Source organism: Arthrobacter sp. T2-23 (genome assembly GCF_055398325.1).
This window is the reverse complement of the sequence record NZ_AP027917.1, coordinates 1920064-1944329: the sequence shown is the minus strand read 5'-3', so window position 1 is coordinate 1944329 and position 24266 is coordinate 1920064. Positions and strand designations below refer to the sequence as shown.

The 24266-nt window shown below is 69.8% G+C and carries 23 protein-coding genes; 13 read left to right on the top strand and 10 right to left on the bottom strand.

The genetic code is table 11. From position 1 onward, the window contains the following. Window positions 1-9 precede the first annotated feature (9 nt). From ACZ5Z0_RS08935 to ACZ5Z0_RS08920, 4 genes are all read left to right on the top strand, one after another. Window positions 10-1266: an MFS transporter gene (locus ACZ5Z0_RS08935; RefSeq protein ID WP_464108097.1), complete on the top strand. Its 1257-nt coding sequence runs from the start codon at window positions 10-12 to the stop codon at window positions 1264-1266. Between the two features lie 171 nt (window positions 1267-1437). Further along, entirely contained in the window at window positions 1438-2043 is a 606-nt protein-coding gene (locus ACZ5Z0_RS08930) for a malonic semialdehyde reductase (RefSeq protein ID WP_464108096.1), read from the top strand. A gap of 46 nt (window positions 2044-2089) precedes the next feature. After that, a complete protein-coding gene (locus ACZ5Z0_RS08925) occupies window positions 2090-2635 on the top strand; it encodes a 2'-5' RNA ligase family protein (protein ID WP_464108095.1) in 546 nt (181 codons plus the stop codon). Window positions 2636-2739: 104 nt separating this feature from the next. Continuing rightward, entirely contained in the window at window positions 2740-3906 is a 1167-nt protein-coding gene (locus ACZ5Z0_RS08920) for a GGDEF domain-containing protein (protein ID WP_464108094.1), read from the top strand. 43 nt (window positions 3907-3949) lie between these two features. On the opposite strand, the gene pgm is transcribed toward ACZ5Z0_RS08920, so the two are convergent. Further along, window positions 3950-5611: a phosphoglucomutase (alpha-D-glucose-1,6-bisphosphate-dependent) gene (gene pgm, locus ACZ5Z0_RS08915; protein WP_464108093.1), complete on the bottom strand. Its 1662-nt coding sequence runs from the start codon at window positions 5609-5611 to the stop codon at window positions 3950-3952. A 132-nt stretch (window positions 5612-5743) separates the two neighbouring features. Here pgm and ACZ5Z0_RS08910 point away from each other — a divergent pair, with 132 nt between their 5' ends. After that, window positions 5744-6196 (top strand): DUF4190 domain-containing protein, encoded by a 453-nt coding sequence (locus tag ACZ5Z0_RS08910; RefSeq protein ID WP_464108092.1) that lies wholly within the window; start codon window positions 5744-5746, stop codon window positions 6194-6196. Here ACZ5Z0_RS08910 and ACZ5Z0_RS08905 read toward each other — a convergent pair. From ACZ5Z0_RS08905 to ACZ5Z0_RS08890, 4 genes are all read right to left on the bottom strand, one after another. After that, on the bottom strand, window positions 6183-7043 hold the full coding sequence (locus ACZ5Z0_RS08905) for a phosphotransferase (protein ID WP_464108091.1): 861 nt from the start codon (window positions 7041-7043) through the stop codon (window positions 6183-6185). The two genes, ACZ5Z0_RS08910 and ACZ5Z0_RS08905, sit on opposite strands and share 14 nt — an antisense overlap. A gap of 5 nt (window positions 7044-7048) precedes the next feature. Then, window positions 7049-8518: a peptide MFS transporter gene (locus ACZ5Z0_RS08900; RefSeq protein ID WP_464108090.1), complete on the bottom strand. Its 1470-nt coding sequence runs from the start codon at window positions 8516-8518 to the stop codon at window positions 7049-7051. Between the two features lie 92 nt (window positions 8519-8610). Beyond that, on the bottom strand, window positions 8611-9723 hold the full coding sequence (locus tag ACZ5Z0_RS08895) for an alcohol dehydrogenase catalytic domain-containing protein (RefSeq protein WP_464108089.1): 1113 nt from the start codon (window positions 9721-9723) through the stop codon (window positions 8611-8613). Window positions 9724-9806: 83 nt separating this feature from the next. Beyond that, a complete protein-coding gene (locus ACZ5Z0_RS08890; protein ID WP_464108088.1) occupies window positions 9807-11276 on the bottom strand; it encodes an amidase in 1470 nt (489 codons plus the stop codon). Between the two features lie 108 nt (window positions 11277-11384). Between ACZ5Z0_RS08890 and ACZ5Z0_RS08885 the strand changes: the two genes are divergently transcribed. The 3 genes from ACZ5Z0_RS08885 (at window position 11385) to ACZ5Z0_RS08875 (ending at window position 13035) form a co-directional block, all read left to right on the top strand. Next, window positions 11385-11711, top strand: coding sequence for a rhodanese-like domain-containing protein (locus ACZ5Z0_RS08885; RefSeq protein WP_138767815.1), 327 nt, complete (start codon window positions 11385-11387; stop codon window positions 11709-11711). Between the two features lie 15 nt (window positions 11712-11726). Next, on the top strand, window positions 11727-12707 hold the full coding sequence (gene pheA / locus ACZ5Z0_RS08880) for a prephenate dehydratase (protein WP_464108087.1): 981 nt from the start codon (window positions 11727-11729) through the stop codon (window positions 12705-12707). 91 nt (window positions 12708-12798) lie between these two features. Continuing rightward, a complete protein-coding gene (locus tag ACZ5Z0_RS08875) occupies window positions 12799-13035 on the top strand; it encodes a hypothetical protein (RefSeq protein WP_464108086.1) in 237 nt (78 codons plus the stop codon). A 2-nt stretch (window positions 13036-13037) separates the two neighbouring features. Here the strand turns inward: ACZ5Z0_RS08875 and ACZ5Z0_RS08870 are convergent, their stop codons facing one another. Further along, entirely contained in the window at window positions 13038-14111 is a 1074-nt protein-coding gene (locus ACZ5Z0_RS08870) for a diacylglycerol/lipid kinase family protein (RefSeq protein WP_464108085.1), read from the bottom strand. A gap of 78 nt (window positions 14112-14189) precedes the next feature. Here ACZ5Z0_RS08870 and serS point away from each other — a divergent pair, with 78 nt between their 5' ends. Next, window positions 14190-15470: a serine--tRNA ligase gene (gene serS / locus ACZ5Z0_RS08865; RefSeq protein ID WP_464108084.1), complete on the top strand. Its 1281-nt coding sequence runs from the start codon at window positions 14190-14192 to the stop codon at window positions 15468-15470. Window positions 15471-15604: 134 nt separating this feature from the next. Continuing rightward, window positions 15605-16453 (top strand): HAD family hydrolase, encoded by an 849-nt coding sequence (locus ACZ5Z0_RS08860; protein ID WP_464108083.1) that lies wholly within the window; start codon window positions 15605-15607, stop codon window positions 16451-16453. A gap of 9 nt (window positions 16454-16462) precedes the next feature. Here ACZ5Z0_RS08860 and ACZ5Z0_RS08855 read toward each other — a convergent pair whose 3' ends face one another. From ACZ5Z0_RS08855 to ACZ5Z0_RS08840, 4 genes are all read right to left on the bottom strand, one after another. After that, window positions 16463-17062 carry a hypothetical protein gene (locus ACZ5Z0_RS08855; RefSeq protein WP_464108082.1) on the bottom strand — a complete coding sequence of 200 codons (600 nt, stop codon included), beginning with the start codon at window positions 17060-17062 and terminating at the stop codon, window positions 16463-16465. Window positions 17063-17438: 376 nt separating this feature from the next. After that, window positions 17439-18200 (bottom strand): DUF429 domain-containing protein, encoded by a 762-nt coding sequence (locus ACZ5Z0_RS08850; protein WP_464108081.1) that lies wholly within the window; start codon window positions 18198-18200, stop codon window positions 17439-17441. Between the two features lie 38 nt (window positions 18201-18238). After that, complete coding sequence (locus ACZ5Z0_RS08845; RefSeq protein ID WP_464108080.1) at window positions 18239-19564, bottom strand: carboxylesterase family protein; 1326 nt, start codon at window positions 19562-19564, stop codon at window positions 18239-18241. A gap of 115 nt (window positions 19565-19679) precedes the next feature. Then, complete coding sequence (locus ACZ5Z0_RS08840) at window positions 19680-20171, bottom strand: inorganic diphosphatase (protein ID WP_138767805.1); 492 nt, start codon at window positions 20169-20171, stop codon at window positions 19680-19682. Between the two features lie 152 nt (window positions 20172-20323). On the opposite strand from ACZ5Z0_RS08840, the gene dacB reads away from it, so the two are divergent. The 3 genes from dacB to tilS all read left to right on the top strand — a co-directional run bounded on the left by dacB (window position 20324) and on the right by tilS (window position 24255). Then, window positions 20324-21835: a D-alanyl-D-alanine carboxypeptidase/D-alanyl-D-alanine endopeptidase gene (dacB, locus tag ACZ5Z0_RS08835; RefSeq protein WP_464108079.1), complete on the top strand. Its 1512-nt coding sequence runs from the start codon at window positions 20324-20326 to the stop codon at window positions 21833-21835. Between the two features lie 150 nt (window positions 21836-21985). Beyond that, window positions 21986-23119 (top strand): zinc-dependent metalloprotease, encoded by a 1134-nt coding sequence (locus tag ACZ5Z0_RS08830; protein ID WP_464108078.1) that lies wholly within the window; start codon window positions 21986-21988, stop codon window positions 23117-23119. Between the two features lie 98 nt (window positions 23120-23217). Beyond that, window positions 23218-24255 (top strand): tRNA lysidine(34) synthetase TilS, encoded by a 1038-nt coding sequence (gene tilS, locus ACZ5Z0_RS08825; RefSeq protein WP_464110757.1) that lies wholly within the window; start codon window positions 23218-23220, stop codon window positions 24253-24255. The last annotated feature ends 11 nt before the right edge of the window (window positions 24256-24266 follow it).

The following is a 24266-nucleotide window of genomic DNA, read 5'->3' as shown; positions in this document are numbered from 1 at the left end:
GGGCCGCTCTTGCGCGGACCATTCCGATGGCTCTTCATTGCAGGCATCGGCGACGGGATCGGCGACGACGTCGCCCGTGCGCTGCTGCCGGTTGTTGCCGTGGCCGTCCTCGGCGCCGGGGCCTTCGAAGCAGGGATTCTCAACGCCCTCGGCATGATGGCGTTCCTGGTCCTCGGCGTCCCGGCCGGCGTCCTCGTGGACCGCTGGCCCCGTAAGCCGGTCCTGATCGGCGCCAACCTGGTCCGGGCCGCAGTCGTGCTGACCGTGCCCCTGGCTTTTGCGGCGGGCGCCCTGCAGCTCTGGCACCTTTTCCTCGTCGCCGCCGTCATCAGTGCCGCCGACGTCTTCTTTACCTCGGCGCAGTCGGCGGTGATGCCTACGCTATTGGCGGGAGACCAGCTCGCGCGGGGCTACGCCCGGGTGCAGACGGTCCAGAGCGGCCTTGCCGTCGCGGCCCCGGGTGTCACCGGTGTCCTGATCAGGATCGCCGCTGCGCCGGTCCTCCTGGCGATTTCGGGCCTGGCCTATCTGTTCTCCGCCGCGGTGACGTGCGGGCTGCCCGAGGTACGGTCCGTCCGCTCCTCTGGGCCAACGGGATTCTGGGCGGAGGCGCGCCACGGGCTGGTCTTCACGCTGGGGCACCCGATCGTCCGGGCCCTGATGGGCTCGATTGCGCTGGTCAACGCGGCCGGTATGTGGGGAGCCGGCGCAAAGGTCGTCTTTGTCCTCAATGCCCTCCGGATACCGGTGGACCAGGTCGTCGCGCTGGGCGCCGTATCCGCAGCCGGCGGACTGGCGGCCTCCCTGATGGCCACCAGCATCACCCGCCGCCTCGGAATCGGCAGGACCAAGTTCATCGCCAGCCTGGCCGGCGCCTGCTCTATGCTGCTGGTTCCCGCAGCCCCCGACCTGGCGTTGCCGGCGGTGTTCTGGGTGGGGCTCTCCGGCTTCGGCTGGTCCTACTTCGTGGTGCTGAACGGCCTGGCGGGTGCCGGCATCGTGGCCCGGCTCGTCCCCGCCGACCTCATGGGCAGGGCGATGTCCAGCTACCGGCTGGTCACCCTGGGCGTGATGCCCGTGGCCAGCCTCGCCGGCGGCTTCCTCGCGCTGCTTGCGGGCGAAGCCACCGTCCTCTGGGCGTCGGCCATCATTGCGGCCACCTCGGCGCTGCCGGTCCTCTTCTCGCCGCTCCGGCACTGGGAGACCTTTCCGGAGGAACTCGACGTCGGCCGAGCGCGCCACACTACGGTGAGGGCGGGCAAATAACCCTGAAACCGGCGCCCCGACCGCGTCTAATCGCCGAAATTACGGCGCCGCAGCCGGCCCGCTGTGGGCGAGGTCACGCCACGGGCCGGGAAGCTGGTGGCCGGAAACCCTGTTGAACCAAGGGACAGCAGAAGCGCCCCGGACGGGGCGAGCCCAGCGAAAGGGACGCGAATGACCATCGCCCATGAAGAAGCAGTAATCGACGCCGCAGCGGTGGACGCCATCTTTGCCCAGGCACGCACTGCCAACGCCTTTACCGGGGAGGTCACGGACGAGCAGGCCCGCGCCATCTACGAGCTGACCAAGTTCGGTCCCACCGCGTTCAACTCGCAGCCCCTGCGTGTCACCTATGTCCGCTCGGACGAGGCCCTCGCCGCTCTGGTGGACACCCTGTCCGCCGGGAACCGCGCCAAGACCGCGACCGCGCCACTGGTTGCGGTCCTCAGCACCGACACTGCCTGGCACGAGCAGTGGGATACCTTTCTCCCCGGCTACAACGCCCCCAAGGCCATGTACGACGCCGCCCCGGACCTCGCCGCGGCCACCGGCAACAACAACGCCCACCTCCAGGCCGGCTACTTCATCCTGGCCGTCCGTTCGCTTGGGCTTTCGGCCGGACCGATGACGGGCGCCGACTTCGGCAAGATCGATGCCGCGTTCTTCCCGGACGGCAGCCAGAAGAGCTTCATGGTGGTCAACATCGGCCAGGCCGCCGAGAACGCCTGGGGTGCCCCGAAGCCCAAGTTCGCCTACGAAGACGTGGTCCGCACCGTCTAACCCGGCGGCACGCGACCGCGTCGGTGGGCAGTGGCAGACTATGCCCATGCGGAACCTGATTGTGGTCGCTTTCCTGGAGCCGGTGACCGAGGGAATGGAATTCCCCCGCGACGCTTGGCCGCTGCACATCACCCTGGTGAAGTTCGACGTCGTCGGGCAGCCCGGTGAAGGGCAGCCCGGCGGCGGAGATAACGGCGGCGACGCTGCCGCCGTCGCGGGGGATGCCCTGGCCGCCCGCGTGGCGGCGCTTATGGACGCGCCGGTCCGGGCCGCCCTGGGGAGCGTCCTGACCGTCGGCGGCGAGGCAGGCTTTGGTCGCGGCGGCTCGGTCCCGGTCAGCCTGATCGAGGCCAGTGCCCCGCTTCAGGCACTTCATGAGGCTCTCGTGCGCGCGGTCGAAGCCTTGCCGGGCCGGATCGCCACGCCCGGCTACACCATGGCGGGGTTCCGTCCGCATGTTTCCCACCGGGGCGAGAAAGCGCCCAGGGCGGGCGATCACGTGGAGCTGGACCGGGTCGCGCTGGTGGACATGGCTCCCGACGGCGGGCACGCCACGAGGCGGCTTTTGCGGCTCTGGGAGGCCACACTGTGAACGAACCTCTTCATTTGCCATCCGAGGTGCAATACTTGGGGTCAAATTGGGACTGACACCGACAACTACCGGGGTCACGAGGTGCGTGCTGGGGGAACCACAGGATGATGCTTGACACCTCCACCTTGCGGGTCGCCTTGGCCGTAGTGACCCTGACGCTGCTCTGCCTGTTCTACTTCATCACCTACAGGCGGACCCGTTCCCCTTTCAGCGGATGGTGGTGCTCCGCCTTGCTGCTCTTCCTCACCGGATCGGCGTCGTATCTGCTGGACGGTACTGTCTACCAGGCGTGGGCCAACCCGCTGGGCAACACCCTGCTGGTTGGCGGGGCCGTGGCCATGTGGGCGGGCGCTCGGTCGCTGCGCAACCAAAGCTCCCAGGTGTGGGCCATGCTGGCGGGTCCGGCCCTGACGGGTGTCCTGTCGATTCTGGACCATCCGGCAACCAACAACTGGTCCGGCGGCGCGGTCATGCTCGGCATGATGGGGCTGATGCTCGGCCTCTCGTCCCGGGAGCTCTTCGTGCTCGACGTCGACTACTCCCGCGTGCACCGCCCCCTCGCCTACGGCTCCGCGTTCCTGGCCGTTTTCTACGCCGGCCGGCTGACCGCCTTTCTCATCGACGGCCCGGAAGGGGCGGTGTTCGTCGCCTACTTCGGCTCGGTTGTGACGACGCTCCTCACCTCGATGATCCTGGTGCTGGCGTCTTTCACCATGGCTGAGCTGAGCAACGAACAACTGACCCGGGACCTTCGGGCGCGCGCCACGGTGGACGGCCTTACCGGGCTCCTCAACCGCACCGCCTTCATGGACTTGGCGGAGAACGAACTGCGCCGCCTGGGCAATGCCCGCACCACGGCGTCGCTTGTCCTGGCGGACCTGGACCACTTCAAGGCCGTCAACGACCAGTACGGGCACGCGGCCGGAGACGTGGCGTTGCAGACCTTCGCTGCCGCGTGCACGGCCTCGGTCCGCTCCACCGACCTCGTGGGGCGCTACGGCGGCGAGGAGTTCGTCTTGCTCCTGCCGGGCGTCAGTCCGGAGCGCGCCGGCGAAATGGCGGCCATCATCAGCGGCCGCTTGCAGGAAGCACAGCCGGACGTTGAGGCCCGGCTTCCCACCGTGAGCTACGGCATCGCCTCGACCGGCCCCGGCCGCGTCGACCTGAAGGCCCTAATCGCCTCGGCCGACGCCGCGCTCTACCACGCCAAAACGCTCGGCCGGGACCGGTCGGTCCTGGCAACGAGCCTCCGCGAGGAACAGACGGCCTGAGCCTCCGGGCCGGAGCCCGCGGCGCCTCCGGCCCGGGAACCGGCTAGGAAATCACCCCGTCCACCAGAGCCTTGGCTTCGGCCTGCACCTGCTGGAGGTGGTCCGCGCCCTTGAAGGACTCGGCGTAGATCTTGTAGACGTCTTCGGTACCGGAGGGCCGGGCCGCGAACCAGGCGTTCTCGGTGACCACCTTGAGGCCGCCGATGGCCGCGCCGTTGCCGGGCGCCTCGGTCAGCTTTGCAGTGATGGTTTCGCCGGCCAGTTCCGTCGCGGTGACGTCCGACGGCGACAGTTTGCCCAGTGCGGCCTTCTGCTCCCGTGTGGCGGCGGCGTCGATGCGGGCGTACACGGGGTCTCCGAACTGGTCCGTGAGGCCCTTGTAGAGCTGCGACGGCGACTTGCCGGTGACGGCCGTGATCTCGGAAGCCAGCAGCGCCAGCAGGATGCCGTCCTTGTCCGTGGTCCAGACGCTGCCGTCCATTTTGTTGAACGAGGCGCCGGCGGATTCCTCCCCGCCGAAGGCTCCCTCGCCGGACAGCAGTCCCGGCACGAACCACTTGAAGCCCACCGGCACCTCGACGAGCTTCCGCCCCAGGCTTTCGGCCACCCGGTCGATGATGGAGGAGGACACCAGGGTCTTACCGATCACCGACTGGGGGTTCCAGCCGGTGCGGTGCCGGTACAGGTAGTCGATCGCGACGGCGAGGTAATGGTTGGGGTTCATCAGGCCGCCGTCTGGCGTGACGATGCCATGCCGGTCGGCGTCGGCGTCGTTGCCGGTGGCGACGTCGAAGGGTGCGGACCCGTCCGCACCAACAGCCATCCGGTTGATCAGGGACGCCATCGCCGACGGGGAGGAGCAGTCCATCCGGATCTTCTCGTCCCAGTCCAGCGTCATAAAGGCCCACTGCGGGTCCACGGTCGGGTTTACCACGGTGAGGTTGAGGTGGTGGCGTTCGCCGATTTCGCCCCAGTAGTCTACGGACGCGCCGCCCATGGGGTCGGCACCGATGCGGACTCCGGCGTCGCGGATCGCGTTCAGGTCCAGCACGGACGGCAGGTCATCGACGTAGCTGGACAGGAAATCGAACTTGCCCGTGGTGCCGGCGGCCATGGCCTCGGCAATGGGGGCCCGCTTGACCCCGCGCAGGCCGTTCTCCAGCAGTTCGTTCGCGCGGTTGGCGATCCAGCCGGTGGCATCGGTGTCGGCCGGGCCGCCGTGCGGCGGGTTGTACTTGAAACCGCCGTCGCCGGGCGGGTTGTGGCTGGGAGTCACCACGATCCCGTCGGCCTGCGGCGCGCCAGCGGGCGAGTTGTTGTTGTGGGTCAGGATGGCGTGGCTCAGGGCAGGCGTCGGCGTGTAGCCGTGGCGGGCGTCGATCAGGACGTGCACGCCGTTGGCCGCAAGGACCTCCAGGGCCGAGTTCTGGGCCGGTTCGCTCAGGGCATGGGTGTCCTTGGCGAGGTACAGCGGACCGGTAATGCCCTGGCCGGCGCGGTATTCCACGATGGCCTGGGTGATGGCGAGGATGTGGGGCTCGTTGAACGAGGCCTTGAGGCTGGAGCCCCGGTGCCCGGAGGTTCCGAACGCCACCCGCTGGCCGGGGTCGCCCAGATCCGGCGAGACGTCGTAGTACGCGTCGAGGAGCGCAGTGAGGTCAACAAGGTCTTGGGGTTGGGCAACTGTGCCCGCGCGGCTAGCCATGGCTCCAGCATGCCAGACGCTGGGCCCAGGGCAACATGGTTTCGCCGGAATCGGGCCGCTGTGACGCCGTGCCCCCGGCCGGGAAAACCCTGCGGCGGTAATCTGAAGGGACACATGTCAGAGGGGAACACGATGACCGATCAGACCAGGCACGATCAGGCCCAGCGCGGGGACCAGCCGCCGTGGAGCCCGGCGTACGGTGCCGACGGCCATATTCCCCCTATGCCGCCTTTGGCACCGCATCCCGGGCAGCCGGCCGGCCACTACGGCGGCTACGGGCCGCCGGCAGGCCCGTACGCCGATGCCTACGGCCAGCCGAACTACTACGGCGTGTCGGCCGCCCCGAAAGCCCTGAGCATCGCGAGTCTGTGCTGCGGCATCGCATCCTTCCTGGGCTTCGGCTTCTTCCTGCTCCCGCAGCTGGCCGCCGTCGTCCTCGGGCACCTCGCGCTGAACCGCGAGCCGGCCGGCAGGGGCATGGCGATCGCGGGGCTGGTCCTGGGCTACGCCGCGATTGCCATGACGGTCCTGGTGGTCGTCACCCTTGGCGTCGCCTTCTCGAACGCGGACTTCATCGCCCCGTAAGAGCGTCCAGCAACCGGTCCGCGTTGGCCTCCAGCCAGGCGCCGCGGCGGCGGATCATGCCGCCGACGCCCTCGTTCCACATCCGGGCCCAGCCGCCGCCGAGGACCCTCGCGTTGTGCTCCATCCGCTCGTAGCTCAGTGCGGCCGCCTCAATTCCGAACGACGGCAACGCCCGCCGTTCCGCATCGCGCCAGCCGTAGGCGTCGGCGAAAATCCGGAGCCGCCGGAACGGGTCGGTGGCTTCCCATCCCGGCCACGCGTCGGCCGGGTTCCGGAGCGGTGCCCAGTGCGACGCGGCGTTGAAGGAATCCTTGAAGGCCGTGGTGGGGCCGGCGAGATCGAAGTCCACCAGCCCGACGGCCAGTCCGTCCCGAACGACGACGTTTTGCGGGGTGACGTCAAGGTGGCAAACGAGTTCTGCCGGGTCCTGGCTGACCGCGCCCGCCGGGACGCGGGGCGGGAACGGATGGGCGGCCGGCACGAAACCGGCCGAGGCCGTGTGCAGCCGCCGGACCAGACGGGCCACGGAGGCCAGCAGTTCCTCGGACTGGACCCAGGCCTCCGGGACGGGCCCGGCGCATTGTCCGGCCAGGAAGGTCAGCACGTCCCTGCCCTCCGCGTCGCGGCCCAGGAACCTCGGCGAGCCCTCGAATCCGGCGTCTTCGAGCCAGTCCAGGTAGGCGGCGACGGCCAGGGACTGCGGCTGGTGCGGGCGGCGGATGGTGCCGCCCACCCGCACTACGCCCTCAGTGACATCGCCCGCCGGCATGGGTTCGACGTCGGACGCCTCGCCGGGGGCGGGGACGTAGACGCGGGCCTCAACCGGCGGGCGATGACGGGTGCTCATTTAGCTCAGCGTACGCCGCCCATGAGCTTCTTGATGGCAGGCGAAGCCGCGGCCAGGCCGACGGCCAGGAGCATGGCCGTGCCACCGACGCCGATGAAGTACGGCAGTTCGTCGTCGGGGTTGTAGAGGCCCGAGAGCATCCCGGCCAGGGTCGTGCCCAGCGAGACCGAGAGGAAGAACAGGGCCACCATCTGCGTGTGGAAGGCCTTGGGGGCCAGCTTGGTGGTCACCGAGAGACCGATGGGGGAGAGGAACAGCTCCGCGAGCGTGAACAGCAGCAGGATCCCCACCAGCGCCAGCAGCGGCGTCTTGCCCCCGCCGGCCAGCGGGATGAACGCCAGGAAGGCGAGTCCCATCACGAAGAGGCCGATCGAGAACTTCAGCGCCGAACCGGGCTGCCTGCGTCCCAGCCGGGTCCACAGGGCTGCCATGACACCGGCGAAGATGATGATGAAGACCGGGTTGATGGACTGGACCCAGGCGGCCGGCATTTCCCAGCCGAACAGGTTCCGGTCCAGCTTCTCCTCCGAGTACACGGCAATGAAGGTGAACTGCTGCTGGAAGAGGGCCCAGAACGCGGCGGAGGCGATATACAGCGGGATGAACGCTGCCACGCGGCCGCGTTCGGTGGCGTTGACCTTCTTACTGCTGAAGATCAGGACGAAGTACAGGGCCGACGCGCCGATGGCGGCGTACGCCATGGACATGGCGAGGTTGTCCGCGTTGACCAGGCCGGTGGCCAGCAGCACGGCGATGACCGCGGCGATGACGGCGAAGATCAGTCCGTACTTGGTGCGTTCTGCCTCGGGCAGCGCGTTGGGAACCCGGTGCGCCTCCTCGGGGAGCTTGTTGCGGCCGAGGGCATAGATGCCCAGGCCCACGGCCATGCCGACGGCGGCGGCGCCGAAGCCCCAGTGGAAGCCCTGGCTCTCCTGCAGCCAGCCGGTGACCAGCGGGCCGATCAGGGCGCCGGCGTTGATGCCCATGTAGAAGATGGAGAACCCGGCGTCGCGGCGTTCGTCCTTCTCGCGGTACAGGCTTCCCACCAGGGCGGTGGCGTTGGCCTTCAGCCCGCCGGAACCCACGCCCACCAGCACGAGGCCGGCAACGAGGCCCGGCACGCCCGGGATGAGGGCGAGGGCGATGTGGCCGGCCATGATCATGACGGCGGAACCGAACAGCACACGCTCGGAACCGAAGAGCCGGTCAGCGAGCCAGGCGCCCAGGATGGTCGAGAGGTAGACGCCGCCACCGTAGGCGCCGACCAGGCTCGCGGCGAGGACCTTGTTGATCTCAAGGCCACCCTCGGCGGCCGAGAAGTACATGTAGTAGAGAAGGATCCCCTGCATTCCGTAGAAGGAGAAGCGCTCCCACATTTCTACGGAGAAGAGGCTGGCCAGCATTTTCGGGTGGCCAAAAAACGAGGTATCGCCCGGCGTTGTAGCGGGGGGATTGGCTAAATGAGTTGTGCTCATTTACTTAATGCTGACATTGCGGTGCGCGATTGTCACATCCGCGGCGGCCCGGGGCAAGTCAATCCAAAGGTGTTTCGCCGCCCAGCGGCCGGCTATCCGGCGTCGAACATGATGACCTGGCGGACCGCCTTGCCGTCGGCGAGCTGGTCCATGGCCTGGTTGATGTCCGCCAGGGCGATCCGGGACGAAATGAGCTCCTCGACCGGCAGTTTCCCGTCCCGCCAGAGCTGCGCGTACTTGGGGATGTCGCGCGCCGGCACCGCCGAGCCGAGGTAGCTGCCGACGATGTTGCGGGCCTCGGCCGTGATGGTCAGCGGGGACAGCTGGGCACGGGAGTCCGGGGAGGGCAGCCCGGCCGTGATCGTGGTGCCGCCGGCCTCGGTCGCGGCGAAAGCGGTTTCGAACGCCCGGGCACTGCCGGCGCACTCGACGACGAACTTGGCCCTGACGCCATGTTCGGCCAGTTGCTGCGGGGTGTACGTTTCGTGCGCGCCGAGGCGGCGGGCGTGCTCCAGCTTCTCCGCCAGGGTGTCCACGGCCACGATCCGGGAGACGCCCTGGGAGACGGCGGTGATCAGCGCGGCCATGCCGACGCCGCCGAGCCCGACGATCATGATGCTGTCCTCGGGCCGGGGTTTAGCGGCGTTCAGCACGGCGCCGCCTCCGGTGAGGACCGCGCAGCCGAGGACGGCGGCGATGTCCGCCGGGATATCGTCGCCGACGGGTACCGCGGAGGCCCGGTCCACCACGGCGTGGGTGGCGAACCCGGAGACGCCGAGGTGGTGGTAGACGGTCTCGCCGCCGCGGCTGAGGTGCATGGAACCGTGCAGCAGGCTGCCCTCGCCGTTGCTCTTGGAGCCGGCGGTGCAGGGGAGCCGGCCGTCCGCGGCGCAGTTGGCGCACTTCTCGCAGCGCGGCAGGAAGGACATGACCACCCGCTGGCCGGGCTCCAGGTCGGTGACGTCCTCGCCGACTTCGACCACCCGGCCGGCGGCTTCGTGTCCCAGCAGCATGGGCACCGGCCGGACCCGGTTCCCGTCGACAACGCTGAGGTCCGAGTGGCAGATGCCGGCAGCCTCGAGGCGGACGAGGATTTCCGTGGGCCCGGGGGCAGAGAGTTCCAGCTCCGCGATGCTGATGGGTTTGGACTCGGCAAAGGGCCGGGGGCGGCCGATTTCCTCAAGCACTGCTCCGGTGATCTTCATCGATCGCTCTCCTGTCGTTGACCCGCGTCGGCACCAGTAAACCCCAAGCAACGGGGGCCCGGGAAATCCCGGCCGCCTGCTACCTAGAAACCCAGCTGCGCGGCCACCTGGAGCAGCAGCCCTTCGGACCCGCTGGGGCCCACCAGCTGGATGCCCATCGGCACGCCCGAACCCGGGGCGCCGCCGGTCCAGTGCACCGGAATGCTGATCGCTGGCAGCCCGCAGACGTTGACCAGGGACGACCACGGCGCGAACTCGCACTGCTTGCGGTAGTCGTCGTCCGCGTCGGTGGCCCATTCGGCCGCCGGCCAGTAGCCGTCCCCGTGCGCGGCGCCGGTGAACCAGCCCACCGGACGCGGCGTCTGCGCCAGCGCCGGGCTCAGGACCAGGTCCCAGGCGGCGTACTGCGCAACCGTGTCCCGCTCGAACTGCCGCAGGAACCCGAGGGCCTCGTCCAGTTTGGCTGCGCTGCGCTGCTGGGCGCGCCGCCGGAATGTCCGGGTCAGCGGGGTCAGGAGCGCCTCGCGCTGCGGTGCGATGCGGGCGCTGCCGACGCCGGCCGTCCAGGCTGTCGTGAACGCGCCCGGGTAGCGGTTGTCGTACCGGATGGCGGCTTCGCCGGTCTCGTGGCCGGCAGCCTCGAGCAGCCGGATTCCCGCCGCCAGGGCGTCGAGGGCCTCGCGTTCGGGCGTGACGGGGAAGACCGCCTGCCACGGGCTGTTCAGGCTGACGCCGATCCGCAGCCGCGGCGGATCCTGCCGGGCCAGTTCCAGGTAGCTGGCCCGGCGACCGGCGGATTGCCCCGGCGCATGCCCCACGGCCTGAGGTGCCTTCTCCGGCGGGACGAGTGCGTCGAGCAGCAGGGCAGCATCCGCCGCGGAGCGGGCCAGCGGGCCAGCCACGACCAGCCTGGCAGGGTCTCCGGTGCTTTCCCCGGCCGGGACCAGCCCGCGGCCCGGTTTCAGGCCCACCAGCCCGCACGCCGCGGCGGGAATGCGGATGGAGCCCCCGCCGTCGGATCCCGGCGCGAAGGGCAGCAGCCGGGCGGCGACTGCGGCGGCACTGCCGCCCGAGGATCCGCCGGAGCTGCGGCTCAGCGCGTGCGGGTTGCGGGACGGCGGAGCGATCCGGTTCTCGCTGTAGGCCGTCAGTCCGAATTCCGGGACCTGCGTCTTGCCCAGCGAGACGACGCCGGCGTTCTTGAGCGTGGCGGCCAGGGCGCCGTCGGCCGGGGCCGGCTTGTGTTCCAGGGCGGCGCTTCCGTGCGTGGTGACGACGCCGGCGACGTCGGTCAGGTCCTTGAAGGCCGTCGGCATGCCGTGCAGCGGCGGCAGGGCCGGGTCGCCGTCGTTGGCCGCGACGGTGTGGCGGCTGTCCGCGGCGGCGGCATCCTTGAGGGCCTGCTCCGCGGTGACCGTGATGAACGCGCCAAGGTGCGGGTTTTCGTTGGCGATGCGGTCCAGGAAGTGCGCAGCGGCGTGGCGGGCCGAGAGCTCGCCGGAGCGCAGGGCATCCCGGAGCGCGACGGCGGACAGTTCGTGAATCTCAGCCAAGGGGCTCCTTTGCGCTCTCCAGAAGCGTAACGTGCCGCGTGATTGGGGACGCCTCCAACCGCTGGCGATACGCTGGATGCAAACGTGGTTCCAGCGGAAAGGACGACCATGAGCGACATCGACACCGTGACCGTTTCTGACATTCCGGAAGCCGCGAGGCTTCTGGACGTGCGCGAGGACTACGAGTGGGCGGCCGGCCATGCCGAGCGTGCCCTGCACATCCCCCTGGACCAGCTCCCGGCCCGGCTCGACGAACTTGACCCCGACGAGGACCTCTACATCATTTGCCGCACCGGCGGCCGTTCCTTCCGCGCCGCGCAGTGGCTGGTAGGCCACGGCTACTCCGCGCTGAACGTCGCCGGCGGCATGGACCAATGGCTTGAGAACGGCCTGCCGCTCGTCTCCGACAACGGGCTCAAGCCCGTCATCCTGTAACCGAAGGACAAGCCGATGCCCGATTCCCCTGTCACCTACACCTTCCTCGGCCCCGCAGGCACGTTCACCGAGGCCGCGTTGATGCAGGTGCCCGGGGCGGCGGATGCCGTCCGGATCCCCTCCTCGAACGTCAACACGGCGCTGGACAAGGTCCGCAACGGATCCGCCGACGCGGCGATGGTTCCGATCGAGAATTCCGTGGAGGGCGGGGTCACCGCCACCCTGGACGCGATCGCCACCGGGCAGGAGCTTCGGATCCTCCGCGAGGCACTCGTGCCCATCAGTTTTGTGCTCGTTGCCCGGCCCGGCGTCCGGATCGAGGACATCCGCCGGATCTCCACCCACGGCCACGCCTGGGCACAGTGCCGGCTCTGGGTCGACCACAATATTCCGGACGCTGAATATATCCCGGGATCCTCGACCGCGGCCGCCGCCATGGGCCTGTTGGAGGAAGACCCGCACTACGACGCCGCGATTTGTGCGCCCATCGTCGCTGCCGAGCAACCGGGCTTGGCGGTGTTGGCCGAGAACATCGGCGACAACCCGGGCGCCGTGACCCGCTTCGTGCTGGTGGGCCGCCCCGGCGTCCTGCCGGAACGGACCGGGGCGGACAAGACCACCGTGGTGGTCCCGCTGCCGGAGGACCGGCCTGGCGCCCTGATGGAAATCCTCGACCAGTTCGCCACCCGCGGCGTGAACTTGAGCAGGATCGAGTCCCGGCCCACCGGGCAGTACCTGGGCCACTACTTCTTCAGCATCGACGCGGACGGCCACGTCGGCGACGCCCGCGTGGCCGACGCCCTTGCCGGGCTGCACCGGATCAGCCCGGCCACACGCTTCCTGGGCTCCTACGGACGGGCGGACGGCCAGCGCGCCGACGTCGCGCCGCACACCTCCGACCAGGCATTCCGGGCGGCCCACGCCTGGGTCGAAGACATTCTCAGCGGGGCATCTGTGGTGCAGGAATATAACCCGGAGGCTTCGCCCACAGCGTAGACAAATGCCTCATCCGGCACTTCCACCCCTTGGAAACTGTGCGTATGCTTGCCTGATCCATATTGGGGTAGTCCACCGGAGGGAGCGGGCCATGTCAGGCACCAGCACAGAGAATGACGGCCAGGGAATGATCGTGAATCCCAAGCCGACGGCTGACAACCAGGACTGGGACGGCGACGACGCCGACCGGGCGGACCGGCTGCGCTTCGAGGAGGAGCAGGCGATGATCCGCGAGCAGTCCGAGGCCCGCGCCGCCAAGGCGGCCGCGGAGGCGAAAAAGTCCGCCGAAGCGGAGAAGGCAGCCGACGCCAAGAAGGAAGCCAGCTAGCGTTACGGCGTGTCTTCCCGGCCGACGCCTTCCTTGACCCGGACCAGCAGTGAGCCGGGTGCCACTTGGACGGTGACCGTTGTGGCCTCGCCGGACGGATCGCCGTCGACCTGGGTGGGCATCGGTTCGGCGCACTTGATCACGATCTTGCCCGAGCGGTAGTACGTCATCACCGGCAGGTTCCGCTTGTGCTTGAGCACAATCTTCCAGTACATGGCCAGCCAGCCGATCGCGCTGCGCGGGCTCATCACCACCACGTCCAGCATGCCGTCGTCAATCATGGCCTGCGGAATGAAGTCGATGCCGCCGGGGATCAGCCCGCAGTTGGCGAACAGGATGCTCCGGATCTTCCGTGACTGTTCGGGCTGGTCATCGAGTGAGATGGCGACCCTTTTGCGACGGCCCGGAAGGTGCCGCACCCCGGCCTCCGTGTAGGCGAGCCAGCCCACCGCCTTTTTGAGCCCGTCATTGGTGTCGCCCACCACCTCGGCGTCCATGCCGATGCCGGCGATGACCAGGAAGGCGTGGTCCGCGGACTGCCCGGTCCGCGCGTTCTCCACCGTCATCCGGGCGGTGTCGATGAAGCGCTGGTGGCCAAACAACGCGATCTGCACGCAGCCGTGCAGGTCACCGATGTCCAGGTGGATGTTGCGGGCCAGCAGGTTTCCGGTGCCCAACGGCAGGAGCCCCATGGCGATGTCGGTGTGCGCCAGGACGTCGGCCACGACGCGGACGGTGCCGTCACCGCCGCCCACGAGGACGACGTCGGCCCCGTACTCGACGGCGGCCCGGGCCTGCGAGAATCCCGGGTCCTCGGCGGTCGTCTCGAAGAACCGCGGCGCCTCCCAGCCGGCCGCGAGGCAGGCACTTTCGACCAGCACCCGGGCCTCCGCGGACCTCGACTTGATCGGGTTCAGCACCACCGCGACCTTCTGCCGACCCAGGCCGGGATTGTGCGTTTCTTCCCAGACCGCGCTGCGGGTGTGCTTGGCCTTCAGCCGGCGCACACCCCACCAACTGGAGACGGCAAATACCAGGGCCCCAGCGATGACGAGGTAGAGCAGCCAGTCGCGCATGTTGCTCCAACACTATCCCGGCCGTGCGGCGCCGCAGGACGGCCGAAAGGCACCCCCCGGATTCGATACTCTTATCTGGTGATCGACGTAAAAGACCTCAGCGAAAATCCGGACAAGTTCCGTGCCAGCCAGCGCGCCCGCGGCGCCGACGAATCCGTGGTGGACGCGATCATCGCCGCGGATTCTGCCCGGCGCGCGGCGCTGATCCGCTTCGAAAACCTGCGCGCCGAGCAGAACGCCTTCGGCAAGAAGGTGGCACAGGCCAAGGGCGAGGAAAAGCAGGCGCTGCTCGCCGAGGTCAAGGTCCTCGCCGCCTCGGTCAAGGAAGCTTCGGCGGATGCCGACGTCGCCCAGGCCGCCCAGGAGGAGCTCTTGCGCGGTATTCCCAACCTCGTCGAGGACGGCGTCCCCGCCGGAGGCGAGGACGACTACGTGGTGGTCAAGACGGTCGGGACGCCGCGCGAATTCCCTGATTTCGAGCCGAAAGACCACCTGGAAATCGGCGAGCTGATCGGCGCCATCGACATGGAGCGCGGGGCGAAGGTCTCCGGTTCACGCTTCTACTTCCTGCGGGGCGTGGGCGCCCGGCTGGAGATGGCGCTGCTCCAGATGGCCATGGAGCAGGCCATCGACGCCGGCTTTGTCCCCATGATCACCCCGACGCTGGTCCGCCCGGAAACCATGCAGGGCACCGGATTCGACGTCAAGCACGACGCCGAAATCTACCGCCTCGCGGAGGACGACCTGTACCTGGTGGGGACCTCCGAGGTGGCCCTGGCCGGCTACCACGCGGACGAAATCCTGGACCTCACCGGCGGCCCGATCCGCTACGCCGGGCAGAGTTCCTGCTACCGCCGCGAGGCCGGTTCACACGGCAAGGACACCCGCGGCATCATCCGCGTGCACCAGTTCAACAAGGTGGAGATGTTCATCTACACCACGGTCGAGGAGGCCGCCGCCGAACACGCGCGCCTGCTGGCCTGGGAAGAGGAGATGTTGGCCAAGTGCGAGCTGCCCTACCGTGTGATCGACACGGCCGCAGGGGACCTGGGCAATTCCGCTGCCCGCAAGTTTGACTGCGAAGCCTGGGTCCCCACCCAGGGCGCCTACCGCGAGCTGACCTCGACCTCCAACTGCACCACCTTCCAGGCCCGCCGGCTCAACATCCGCGAACGCGTAATGAACGAGGAGGGTGCCCCCAAGGGCACCCGCGCGGTTGCCACGCTCAACGGCACCCTCGCCACGACCCGCTGGATCGTCGCCATCCTGGAGCACCACCAGAACCCGGACGGCTCGGTCAACGTCCCGGCGGCGCTGCAGAAGTACCTCGGGGGCATGACGGTGCTCCCCGTCCTCTAGCCAACCCGTCCTCTGGCCAACCCGTCCCCGGGCCAAACGCCGTCGGACGCCGTCAGACGCCGTTCACCAAGACTTCACGCGGCGCTGTGGCGCGCGTCCTAGCGAGCGTCGGCGGTGTCTGCTCTACTTGTGGAATGACAACAATGACTGAAGCCTCAGTCGCTGGCAACGATGACCAGCGAGATGCAAACGAAAAAATGATGATCGCCCTCGACGTCGACGGAACCCTCGTCGACCACGACGGGCACATGTCCGGTCCCGTCCGGGAAGCCGCACAGGCCGTCGTGGCCGCCGGGCACGAGGTGATGATCGCGACCGGCCGCTCGCTCAACGCCACGCTGCCCATCATCGAGCACATCGGCATCGAATACGGCTACGCGGTCTGCTCCAACGGTGGCGTGACCCTGCGCGTGGATGCCGGACTCGCGGACGGCTACGAGGTGCTGCACAAGGCCACGTTCGACCCGGGCCCCGCGCTCCGTGCGCTGCGCAAGCGGCTGCCCTCCGCCAAATACGCGCTCGAGGACGAGAACGGCAATTTCCTCTCCACCGAACGCTTCCAGGATGCCAGCTTCGGCGTCGAAGCGATCGGCGTCGATTTCCAGACCATGCTGGAGGCCACCGCCGTCCGCGTGGTGGTATTCAGTTCGGAGAACACGCCCGAGGAATTCAACGCGGCGATCCGGCACGTCGGCCTCGCCGGCGTCACCTACTCCGTGGGCTGGACGGCGTGGCTGGACATTGCCGCCGCCGGCGTGACCAAGGCCAGCGCCCTGGAACAGCTGCGCGGACGGTTGAGCATCGAGGCGCACCGCACGGTGGCGGTCGGCGACGGCCGGAACGACATCGAGATGCTCACCTGGGCACGCCGTGGCGTCGCGATGGGCCAGGCGCCCGCCGAGGTCATCGCCGCGGCCGACGAGGTCACCCACTCGGTCTACGACGACGGCGCCGCCCACGTGCTGCGCAGCATCCTCCGCTAGATCCGTGCCCTAGCGGACGTCGAGGATCAGGGCCAGCAGCCGGGCCGCGGCCGGCCGGGCCGCGTGTTCCTCGTTCCACTGGGCCCGGGCCACGGCCTTGCTGACGGCCTGGGTGGTGATCCCCAGTTCCTCGGCCACGGCCTTCTGCTGTCCGCGCACGCCAGGGGTCAGCAGATCCAGCACCCGCCACTCGGCGGCGCTGCGGCCCTGCACGATGTGGCCCAGCAGCCGCAGGACGGCCTCGGCCTCGGCGGCCAGGTCAGCGAACGGGCCCTCCACCGCCACCGGCACGCGCTCCTTGCTGTTCCTCAGCCGGTCCACGGCCCGGCGGGCGTAGACCAGGCCGTGCCCGGAGGCGTCCTTGATCTGGTTCGGCAGCGGTTCGTTGACCGGGCCGACGCCGATCCCGACATACCAGGCGCCGGTCCGCAGGGCGACCAGCGCGGCCTCCACCGTCTGGCGCGGGCAGTCCAGGATGCCCTGCACTTCGTCCTCCACCGAGCGGTCGAAATCCAGGCGCGCCGGAATGTGCCGCAGGTCCTTGAGGAGCTGGGGCACCTTGTCGCCGTCGCGCCGGCTGTCGGTTTGGTTGATGGTCAGCGTGAACATACTGGATGACAGACTACCGTTTGCCCAAGGGGAGGCAAGTACCCGGTACCGGCCCCGTAACAGACCCGCCGCCGCTCCTGCCCGGGGCCCCGGCGGGCTTGTTTCCAGCCCCCGGGGATGTTGCGATGGGGTGGACGCCGCCGCCGGCGGCACGGACGGGTGCGGAGAACTCACCTGGCTGATGGGTGGGATGAGCGGACCGGGCCGGCCGAGCTGTTCCGGCAGTTCTCCTGCCCCGGCTGCATCCCGAGCCATGCCGCCCCGGAAACCCAACCAGGAGGGCCTGCACTTGCGCGGTTACAAGGAGGAAGGTTGACCGCTTCAAGCTGGCCATCGACGCGATCGACCGGGAGCCTGCCCGGAGGGCGCGGGCCCGCTACGGCCGGGGGCCGGGGAGGGCATCCAGGCCGCCGACGGGCAGTTGGATCCAGCCCTCGGTGCGTGCGGCCCGGGCGTGCCCTGCGTCGGGGCGGAGCGTGCTGCCCAGCGCCACGGCCCGGGCGGTCAGGGAGGCGATGAGCGCGTCGAACAGGTCGTCGGAGCCGGCCAGTTGCTCGTCGTGGCCGGCCAGGTCCAGCCAGGGCGCCGCCCGCGTGAGCGCGTCCAGCAGCTCGCCGAGGCGCTGCGTTTCCGCGCCGCCGCGTCCTTTGTAGCCGCGGGCCGGCAGGCCCCAGGACTTCAGGGACGCCGCCGGGTAGACCTCTGCCAGCCGGCCGCTGCCGTCCCGTGACTGCAGTCCGTGGTCCCGGGCGATCTTGGCCTGGATGACGGCGCAGCGCATCGCCGGGTGGGCCAGCCGGTCGGCGGAGACACTGAGCGGGATCAGCCCGGTCCGGGCGGTGACAAAGCGGTCGGTGTCGCGGTAGGCCAGCAAGCGGCGGCCCTCGATTCCGTCGTGGTCCAGCACGGGCTGCGCATCGCCGGCCAGGTGGCCCGCGATGAAGGGCAGGAAGGCGTCCGGCCAGCCCACCGGGCAGTCGATTCCGGTCAGCTCGCTCGCGGCGAAGAGCCGCACGATCTCGCCGTCGTCGACGCCGAGCGACAGGTGCCTCAGGCGGGCGGCGCCATCGCCCCATTCGACGACGGCGGCCGCGGTCTTCTTCGTGGCCGCGGCGAGGTCGACGCCGAGGGTCCTCACCGCGGGCCGTCCTGGCCGGGTTTCAGCGCGGGCACCGTTCAGACCGAGCGGTACCGGAGGGCGCCGGGAATCCCGCCGCGGCGCTCCAGGCCCCGGCCGGCGGCGAAGCGGGCCCACATGGCGCGGAGTTCACGTCCCTGGGCGTTGATGTCCTCCCACGTGACGCCGGCGAGCAGTCCGGCTCCGGCCCACGTCTTTTCGTTGCCGAACAGCAGCGGCAGGTCCACGGTGTGCGCGGCGCCGTAGGGGTTTCCCGGGGCGGCCCAGGACAGCACATAGCGGTAGGCCTTCCCTCCGGCCCGGGCATGCCGCCGGGCAAACCTCCGGGCCGCCCGGCCGTACACCGCCTCGGTCACAGCCCAGTTGATGGCCTTGACAGCAGCGTTCCCGACCAGCGGGACCCGGCCGAGGCGGCTGACGGCGCGGTTGCGCGGCAGGAACATCCGTGCCTCCTCCGAGGTGTGCCCGATCAGGACCTCGATTCCGGGGGCCGTCGAGTTCCAGGCGTCCTCAATGCCACTCTCCGGCGGCAGTGGGGCATGTCCGTACTGGGTGCCGAACGGCATGGCCGCGATCAGTCCGTACTTCCGGGCCACCTGGGAGACGTGCCCTTCGATCTCGACGACGTCCAGTGCCGGGGTGTCTTCGGTGACGGCCTCGGCGGCCACGCCCATCGCGGCGCTCATCTTTGCCCGGCCCCGGGTGATGCCCAGCGGGGCGCTCTGGATGATCGCGCGCCGGAACAGGGCGGGCGCCTCCGGCGTCGACATCAGGTGCGCTACGGCGTCGCCGCCGGCGGATTGGCCGAAGGCCGTGACGTTGTCCGGATCGCCGCCGAATGCGCTGATGTTGCGCTGCACCCAGCGGAAGGCCTCGAGCTGGTCCAGGAGTCCGAGGTTGGCGGGCCGCCCGGTGCCGGTGGCCAGGTAGCCGAACAGGCCGAGGCGGTACGTCACGGAGACCACGATCACGCGGTTTTCGGCGACGAGGGCCTGGGGATCGAAAATCGCGAGGTCCCCGGAACCGGAGGTATAGGAGCCGCCGTGCAGCCAGACCATCACCGGCACCCGTTCGCCGTCGCGCAGGTCCGCCGGCAGGGTGATCGAGAGCCGCTGGCAGTCCTCGCTGCCGGGCAGTTCGCCGTACCGGGTGCCGAGGATGTCATCGAGGAACGGGACCGGGGCCTGCGGGCAGGCGGGGGAGGGGGAGGTGGCAGCGAGGACCTCGGTCCAGTCGGGTGCGCTGGCCGGCGGCTGGAAGCGCGCAGCGGTCGCGTACGGAATGCCCATGGCCCGGAGCACGTCGCCGTCGCGCCGTCCGGTGACCGGGCCGCAGGGCGGACTAAAGGCAGGCTCGGCGTTCATGAACCAACAATTTCACACAATCCTGACCCGCGGCTGGCAAAGCGCGAACGTACACTTGAGGCCCCAAAATCCGTGGATTCGGGGGCCTCAAGGGTACGTTCGGACGTGGCGGGGACTAGTGTCCGGCGCCCGGGACGTAGCGCTTGATCGAGGCTTCGAGTTCGGCTTCGGCCGCGGCGCGGTCGCCCCAGCCCTCGGCCTTGACCCACTTGCCGGGCTCCAGGTCCTTGTACCGGGTGAAGAAGTGCTCGATTTCCTTGATCAGGTATTCGCTGACATCGCTGATCTCGTTGATGTGGTCGAAGCGGGCGTCGGCCGGCACACAGAGGACCTTGGCGTCCCCGCCGCCGTCGTCGGTCATGTTGAAAACGCCGATCGGGCGGGCCTCGACGATTACGCCGGGGTGCAGATCGAAGTCCTGCAGGAGCACCAGCGCGTCCAGCGGGTCGCCGTCCTCGCCCAGGGTGTTCTCGAAGAAACCGTAGTGCGTCGGGTACTGCATGGAGGTGAACAGGACGCGGTCCAGGCGGACGCGGCCGGTCTCGTGGTCGACTTCGTACTTGACGCGCGATCCCTTGGGGATCTCGATGGTCACGTCATGCTTCATGGAATGCTCCTCGACGGATTCAGGGGGTGCGCGGCACACGTGAGACCCGGAAAAAGCAGTGCCGGTGCCGCCGACTACTATTGAGGATATAGCGACAGGCCCAGGTTTCAGGAACTAGTGGGGACATTTCGGGACTAAGGACCAGCAGCAGCATGACACGCAGTAAGCGCCGCGCCGCCACCGCTCCGGCGTTCCGAAGGCTTGGCCGCATCCTCCCGATGCTGCTCCTGACCCTCCTGGTGGTGGCGCTCATTCTCCCCGCAGGCGCGGCGATCAGTCCCGGATTCCTCGGGCCCGCCCGGCCGCAGGAACCGGCAGCAGCCGGGCCCTGGCAGCGGCTGCCCGCCACCCTGAGCGCTCCGGGCAGCGGCGGTGCGGGCGGCGGCGGTGCGCGGCCGCTCAGCGACGCGGCGCCGGTGCCCGATGCGGCGGCGCTCGCCGCCCAGCTCAATGCCACCCTGAAGACCGACGGCGCCGGGTCCTTCAGCGGGGTGGTGCAGGACGCCGTCACCGGTGAGGTCCTCTTCGACCGGGCCGGCGACGAGGTCCGAGCCCCGGCCTCGAATATCAAGCTGCTGACCGCCGCCGCCGCGCTGCGCACGCTTGGCCCGGACCGGCGCTTCAGCACCAGGGCCGTCGCCGGCGCCACACCCGGCACCGTTGTCCTGACCGGCGGCGGGGATGTGCTGCTGGGCGCGGGGGAGTCGGCGCCGGATGCCGTGCTGGGCCATGCCGGGCTCGCCACCCTCGCGCAGTCCACCGTCAGTGCCCTCCAGCAGGCCGGCGTCTCCGGCCCGGTGACCGTGCTGCTGGACGATTCCCTGTTCACCGGACCGCCGCTGAGCCCGGCCTGGAGCCCGGAGGACGTCGCCGCCGGCGAGGTGGCCCCGCTGTTCCCGCTGGCCCTGAACTCGGCACGCTTCGAACCGGGCACCACCACCGGTCCCCGCCCGCGGGACGCCGCCATGGCAGCCGCCGAGGCGTTCGCGGCCCGGCTCGCGTCGGCCGGCGCCGCCGCGGGACTCACCGTCGCCCCCGGCGTCGCCAGGGTCCCGGCCACCTTAAAAACACCGGACGACGCCGGACGCGCCGGCAAGGTGCTGGCCGAAGTCGAGTCGGCCACCGTCGGCCAGCAGGTGGACCTGCTGCTGCGCACCTCCGACAATTACCTCACCGAAGTCATGGGCCGGATGGTGGCAGCGGCCAGCGGCAAACCCGCCAGCAACGAGGGCGCCGTCGCCGCCGTGCTGCAGCAGCTCGAGGAGCTGAAGATCCCCTCGGCAACGCTCCGGGCAGCCGATCTCGCCGGGCTGACCCTGGCGAACCAGGTCTCGGCCCGGCAGCTCTCCGCCGTGGTCCGGGCGATGACCACGGGCACGGACAGCAGGCTGCGCTCCGCCCTGGCCGGCTTCCCGGTGGCCGGGCTGACCGGGACGCTCGGCAGCCGGTACACGGACACCAGTACCTCCCGGGGCGCCGGACTGGTCCGGGCCAAGACCGGAACGCTGAACACCGTGATCGCCCTCAGCGGCTATGTGGTCGACGCCGACGGCCGGCTGCTGGTCTTCTCCTTCATCGGGAACAACCTGACGCCGGGCGCGGCCGGCAACAAGGCGGCCCTGGACCGCACCGCCTCGGCCCTGGCTGCCTGCGGGTGCCGCTGAGGCTGCGCCGTTTCGACGGTTCCCTGCGCACTCGATGGCAAGGGACATCTAACCTGCGGGGAACCGTCGAAGCGGCGGGCACCGGCCGCGACGTTCGCCGGCCGACGAATTTAAGGCGCATCCCCGGCCCGCTGTGATCTGATGGGGACTATGGAGTCCTCTTCGCGCGAGACATCAGCCCAGACACCAAGCCAGGCAGCCCAGGCCCTCATCAACTGGGAGTTGGCGGCCTCCACGGCGGCGCGGCTGACCCCGGCCGGCCCGTCCCTGGGATCCGGGGAGATCGGCGCCGCCGTCGAAAACCTGCGCCTCATGGCGGACATTTCCGTGCCGCATGTCCACGACATCACCGGACTGGAAGCGGCCCGGGACCTCCGCGACTCCTCCGTCCTGGTGGTGGACCGGGCCTCCTGGGCCAAGGCCAACACCCAGAGCTTCGCCGTGATGCTGCAGCCGGCAATCGAGAAAATGCTCGAAAGCCGCCGCGGGACCGTAGGCCCGGGCGCGGCCAGCGTCGGCGGCGCGATCACCGGCAGCCAGCTGGGCGCCATCCTGGCCTTCCTCTCCAGCAAGGTCCTGGGCCAGTACGACCCGTTCTCCGCCCTGGCCCCGAACTCCACGGCCCCCGCCGCGGGCCGGCTGCTGCTGGTGGCGCCCAACATCATCTCGGTGGAACGCGAGCTCAACGTAGCGCCCGAGGACTTCCGGCTCTGGGTATGCCTGCACGAACAGACCCACCGGGTGCAGTTCGCCGCCGCACCGTGGCTGCGCCACCACATGCTGGACCAGATCGAGGATCTCAGCGCCCACCTGCTGGGTAATGTCGACTCCATCATGGAACGCGCCGCCGCCGCCGCGAAATCGCTCCGGGACCGCTCCGCCCCGGGTTCAGCCCCCGGCCGCGGAGCCATCCTGGACCTGCTCCAGGACCCCGAGGAGCGGGCGGCGATCTCCCACCTCACGGCCGTCATGAGCCTGCTGGAGGGCCACGCGAACGTGGTCATGGATGCCGTCGACGCCAGCATCGTCCCCTCGGTCAAGACCATCCGGCAGCGCTTCAACGCCCGCGGCAAGGACCGCGGCGCCATCGAGAAGTTCATCCGCAGCCTGCTTGGCCTGGACGCGAAGATGCGGCAGTACAGCGACGGCTCGAAGTTCGTCCGCGAAGTGGTCGACGCCGCCGGGATGGAAGGCTTCAACCGGGTCTGGGAGTCCGCCGACCACCTCCCCACCGAACCCGAAATCCACGACTCGAAGCTGTGGCTCGAGCGGATGGGGCTCTAGTCCGCGTGCCAGTCCCCACTCACCCGGACCTGCCGGCGGTTCCCGGCGGTCGACGCCGGCCCGGCCGGCTCGCGCCCGTCGTCGGCAAGGCGCGGAAAATGCTGCAGGACGCCCTCGCCGACGCCGGCTACCCCGCGCGCGTCCTCGTGGCGTGCAGCGGCGGGCCTGACTCGCTCGCGCTTGCTGCCGTCGCCGCCTACTTCGCCCGCCGCGGCCACGTCGACGGGCATCCCGTCACCGTCGGCGCCGTCGTCGTGGACCACCAGCTGCAGCCCGGTTCCGCCGACGTCGCCGCCGCGGCGGCCACGGCACTGCGGGAGCTGGGACTCGCGCCGGTCCAGGTCAGGGCCGTCGACGTCGCCCCCGACGGGATGGGCCCGGAAGCCGCCGCCCGGGATGCCCGGCACGCGGCCCTCGAGGCGTGCGCCGACGACACCGGAGCCGCTGCCATCCTGCTGGGCCACACCCTGGACGACCAGGCCGAACAGGTCCTGCTGGGCCTGGCCCGCGGCTCCGGAACCCGCTCGCTGGCCGGGATGCGGCCGGTCCGCGGCCGCCTGCTGCGGCCATTCCTGGGCCTGCGCCGGGCCGAGACGCTGGAAATCTGCTCCGTGGAGGGACTGGACCCCTGGCACGACCCCAGCAACGAGGACCCCTCCTTTGCGCGGTCCCGGACCCGTGTGGAGGTGTTGCCGATGCTGGAGGAGAAGCTCGGCCCGGGGGTTGCCGAGTCGCTGGCCAGGACGGCGTCGATCCTGCAGCTCGACGCCGACTACCTCGAGGATGTGGCCAGCGACACCTTTGAGCGGCTGCAGGAGCGCACCGGCCCGGAGCTCAGCCTGCCCGAGGCCGCGTTGCGCGACCTGGCGCCGGCGCTCAGGTTCCGGGTGATCGCCAAGGCGGCTGCCGCCGTCGGGGGCCAACAGCCCAGCTACCAGCGGCTGCTGGCCGCCGAAGCGCTGCTGCGCCGGCAGGGATCCGCCGGGCCGGTGGAGCTGCCCGGCGGCGTAAGCGTCTACCGACTCTCCCTCGCCCAGCTGTCCGAGGCGGGGCAGTCCGGCGCGGGCGGCGTTCCCCGCGAGGGCGCCCGCTGTGGGAAGCTTGTATTCCGGCCTCAAAAACCGCCCCAAAATTAGTCGCACCCGCA

Excerpts from the sequence above, each read along its gene's own strand:
- ACZ5Z0_RS08930 (WP_464108096.1), top strand. The coding sequence starts at position 1,438 with ATGACCATCGCCCATGAAGAAGCAGTAATCGACGCCGCAGCGGTGGAC.
- ACZ5Z0_RS08925 (WP_464108095.1), top strand. The coding sequence starts at position 2,090 with ATGCGGAACCTGATTGTGGTCGCTTTCCTGGAGCCGGTGACCGAGGGA.
- ACZ5Z0_RS08920 (WP_464108094.1), top strand. The coding sequence starts at position 2,740 with ATGATGCTTGACACCTCCACCTTGCGGGTCGCCTTGGCCGTAGTGACC.
- pgm (WP_464108093.1), bottom strand. The coding sequence starts at position 5,611 with ATGGCTAGCCGCGCGGGCACAGTTGCCCAACCCCAAGACCTTGTTGAC.
- ACZ5Z0_RS08910 (WP_464108092.1), top strand. The coding sequence starts at position 5,744 with ATGACCGATCAGACCAGGCACGATCAGGCCCAGCGCGGGGACCAGCCG.
- ACZ5Z0_RS08905 (WP_464108091.1), bottom strand. The coding sequence starts at position 7,043 with ATGAGCACCCGTCATCGCCCGCCGGTTGAGGCCCGCGTCTACGTCCCC.
- ACZ5Z0_RS08900 (WP_464108090.1), bottom strand. The coding sequence starts at position 8,518 with ATGAGCACAACTCATTTAGCCAATCCCCCCGCTACAACGCCGGGCGAT.
- ACZ5Z0_RS08895 (WP_464108089.1), bottom strand. The coding sequence starts at position 9,723 with ATGAAGATCACCGGAGCAGTGCTTGAGGAAATCGGCCGCCCCCGGCCC.
- ACZ5Z0_RS08885 (WP_138767815.1), top strand. The coding sequence starts at position 11,385 with ATGAGCGACATCGACACCGTGACCGTTTCTGACATTCCGGAAGCCGCG.
- pheA (WP_464108087.1), top strand. The coding sequence starts at position 11,727 with ATGCCCGATTCCCCTGTCACCTACACCTTCCTCGGCCCCGCAGGCACG.
- ACZ5Z0_RS08875 (WP_464108086.1), top strand. The coding sequence starts at position 12,799 with ATGTCAGGCACCAGCACAGAGAATGACGGCCAGGGAATGATCGTGAAT.
- ACZ5Z0_RS08870 (WP_464108085.1), bottom strand. The coding sequence starts at position 14,111 with ATGCGCGACTGGCTGCTCTACCTCGTCATCGCTGGGGCCCTGGTATTT.
- ACZ5Z0_RS08860 (WP_464108083.1), top strand. The coding sequence starts at position 15,605 with ATGACAACAATGACTGAAGCCTCAGTCGCTGGCAACGATGACCAGCGA.
- ACZ5Z0_RS08855 (WP_464108082.1), bottom strand. The coding sequence starts at position 17,062 with ATGTTCACGCTGACCATCAACCAAACCGACAGCCGGCGCGACGGCGAC.
- ACZ5Z0_RS08845 (WP_464108080.1), bottom strand. The coding sequence starts at position 19,564 with ATGAACGCCGAGCCTGCCTTTAGTCCGCCCTGCGGCCCGGTCACCGGA.
- ACZ5Z0_RS08840 (WP_138767805.1), bottom strand. The coding sequence starts at position 20,171 with ATGAAGCATGACGTGACCATCGAGATCCCCAAGGGATCGCGCGTCAAG.
- dacB (WP_464108079.1), top strand. The coding sequence starts at position 20,324 with ATGACACGCAGTAAGCGCCGCGCCGCCACCGCTCCGGCGTTCCGAAGG.
- ACZ5Z0_RS08830 (WP_464108078.1), top strand. The coding sequence starts at position 21,986 with ATGGAGTCCTCTTCGCGCGAGACATCAGCCCAGACACCAAGCCAGGCA.
- tilS (WP_464110757.1), top strand. The coding sequence starts at position 23,218 with ATGCTGCAGGACGCCCTCGCCGACGCCGGCTACCCCGCGCGCGTCCTC.